The sequence below is a fragment of the Streptomyces sp. NPDC059456 genome (assembly GCF_042750055.1).
Taxonomy (GTDB): Bacteria; Actinomycetota; Actinomycetes; order Streptomycetales; family Streptomycetaceae; genus Streptomyces.
Genome location: NZ_JBHYVA010000927.1, coordinates 1 through 2,607, shown reverse-complemented (window position 1 = coordinate 2,607; position 2,607 = coordinate 1). Strand labels below are relative to the sequence as shown.

General features: G+C 77.7%; 2 protein-coding genes. One reads left to right on the top strand and one right to left on the bottom strand.

Features of this window, described 5'->3' with window-relative positions:
* The coding region (locus ACFXA3_RS40625) for a nitronate monooxygenase (RefSeq protein WP_385196182.1) at positions 1-999 on the bottom strand (999 nt) is incomplete at its 3' end.
* 650 nt (positions 1,000-1,649) lie between these two features.
* Here ACFXA3_RS40625 and ACFXA3_RS40620 point away from each other — a divergent pair.
* The gene (locus ACFXA3_RS40620; protein ID WP_385196180.1) at positions 1,650-2,543 is read left to right on the top strand and encodes a LysR family transcriptional regulator; all 894 of its coding nucleotides are present in this window, start codon (positions 1,650-1,652) and stop codon (positions 2,541-2,543) included.
* Positions 2,544-2,607: the final 64 nt, after the last annotated feature.

Below are 2,607 nucleotides of genomic sequence, written 5' to 3'. Positions count from 1 at the left end.
GCCGTGGGCGCGGGGCGGGGGCGGCCGGGGGGGGCGGCCCGCCCCCGCCGCCGCGTGGGGCCCGGCGAGGGGGGCCCGCACGGCCCGGAGCACCCCGCCCGTCGTGCGGTGGCGTGCGGCGAGCCGGGCCGCGGCCGCCCCGTCCTGGCCGACGGGCAGCAGCCGGGTGCGCAGGTCCCGGGCTCCGAGCAGGGCCGCGGCGGGGCCCTGCGGCGCGGGCAGGTCGGGACGCGCGTACACCCGGTGGCCGTCGACGAGCCGCGTCTCGGAGCCGTCCATCGCCCGGATCGCCGCCGCCACTTCGGCGGGCAGCCCGGCCTCGCACTCGGCGGTCAGCGCCAGTTGTACGTCGAGCAGGACGCCCGCGGCCCCGCCCGCGAAGGCCGCGGCCGCCGTGTGCGGGCCGATCCCGCCGCAGGCCACGACCGGCACGCCGACACCCGGGTCGGCGAGCAGCTGCTGGAGCAGGACGAAGGTGGTGGCGGCGCCCACCCGGCCGCCGGCCTCGTGCCCCTTGGCGACGACCGCCGAGGCCCCGGCGGCCACCGCGGCCCGGGCCTCCGCGAGGCCGGTGGCCTCGGCCCACACCCGGGGCCCGCCGGGCGCCGCCGCCCAGCCGGCCACCCGCTCCGGGACGTACGCGGCGGGGTCGGCGAGGAGCACCGTGTCCACCTCGGGCGGCAGCTGCGCCGGCCCGAGTGGGCAGCCCGCGGGCACCCGCACCCCGTAGCGCCGCCCGGGGCCGAGCAGGCGGGTGAGCTCCGCGAAGGCGGCCGACGGGGCGTCGGGGTCCCGGCCGAGGTCGAGCAGGCCGAGGGAGCCCGCCCGTTCGGCGGCGATGACGATGCGGGGCCGGGGCTCCTCGAAGGGGCTGAGCGCGATCACCAGGTCGCGCGGGTCGGCGGTGTGCGCGGACGGGCCGCCGGACTCCGCGGCGGGGGCGCCGGGCTGAGGGGACGGGGTGCCGGGCTGCGGGGACGGCTCGGGATGGGGGGTCACGGGCGCTCCTCGTTGAGTGCTGTGTCACATGCCGCCGGGCTGCGCAACGGCTGGGCAGGGCGTGGCGGGGCACCCCGGGGCGGGCAGGGGCGCAGAGGCGGGCCGACGCACAGGGCGGGCGGGTGTGCGGGGCGGGTGGGGCACGGGGGAAAGCGGGGGCACAGGGAAAACGGGGGCACAGGGGCAAGCGGTGGCACGGGGGTGAGCGGGCACACGGCGAGCGGGGGCGAGCGGGGCGGCGGGGGAGTGCGCGGGCGACTCCCCACCGGTACAGGTGGCCGGGCGACCCGCCTGGGTGGGGCGGGCTTGAACACTGGTCAATTCCCCTGATGCCGGGATGCATCGTGCGGTCGTCGTCGTGCACTGTCAACGGCCTTGCGGAGTAAGGTCCTTCACGTACCGGACGGAAATCCGGTACTCCGTGCGCACCCCGGTGCCCTCCCTCCCGGACCCTCGTCCCCCGCCGACCTGCGGTGATCCCCGGCCGACCGTGGGCCGCCGGAGCCGGGCACCCCGTACGGCGGCAGCCGGGGCTCATGCCCGGCCGGTATGCCTCGACACCCTCCGGGCATGAACAGCGGCCGGAATTCGCGCAGTTGTTCAACACGGCGCCCCTTACGGGGGCAACCCCGCGCGGTTACCGTCCGGTCATGACCCCCACACTCGCGCAGCTGCGTTATCTCGTCGCCGTCGCGGACTGCGGTTCCATCACCGGCGCGGCCGCCTCGGTCTTCGTCGCCCAGTCCGCCCTGTCGCGGGCCGTCCAGGCCATGGAGCGCGATCTCGGCATCGAGCTCCTCGCCCGCCGGGGCAGGGGGGTGGACCTCACCCCGGAGGGCGCCCGGGTGGTCCGCCTGGCGCGCACCGTGCTCGACGCGGTGGACGCCATCGACGACATCGGGGACCCGCACGGCAAGGGCGGACGGGCCGTCCTCACCCTGGTGGCCACCCCCACCCTGGCCCTCGACCTGGCCTCCGAACTGGTCCCGGCCTTCACCGCGCGCCACCCCGGCGTGCAGGTGCGGCTCCACCAGCACGACGGCCGGGAGTCCCTGGTGCAGGAACTGCTCGACGGAACCTCCGAGCTGGCCCTGGTCGACCTGCCCGTGGACAAGGAGCTGACCACGCACCACATCCAGGAGCGCGAGGTGGTGCTGGTCTCGCCCCTCGGCTCCCGGCTGCCCGACCCCGTGCCGTTCCGGCTGCTCGACGGCCTGCCGATGGTGCTGCCGACCCCGGGCACCGGGCGGCGCACGGAGATGGAGGCCATGTTCAGCTGCCTCGGCGTGCGGCCCGTGCCCGCGTTCGAGGTGGACGAGCGGCTCGCCTGGGTCACCGGAGTGACCGACGGCCGCGGCTCCCTCATCTGGTACCGGGACGTGGTGGCGAGGGCCTTCGGCGGCCGCGCCGAGATCCGCTCCTTCACGCCGCCGCTGCTGCGCCCGGTGGGCATCGCGCACGCCCGCCGGCCACTGAGCCGGGCCGCCCGGGCGTTCATCGCGCACGCCCGGCACAAGGCGCCGGTCCGGGAGCCGGCGCGCTGACCGCGCGGCACCCTTTCGGCCAGACGTGCCGGTACGGCATTGAGCGAGGCTCAAAGAGGGGTCC

Bases quoted from the DNA above. Each gene is read 5' to 3' on its own strand.
- ACFXA3_RS40620 (WP_385196180.1), top strand. From the start codon at position 1,650: ATGACCCCCACACTCGCGCAGCTGCGTTATCTCGTCGCCGTCGCGGAC.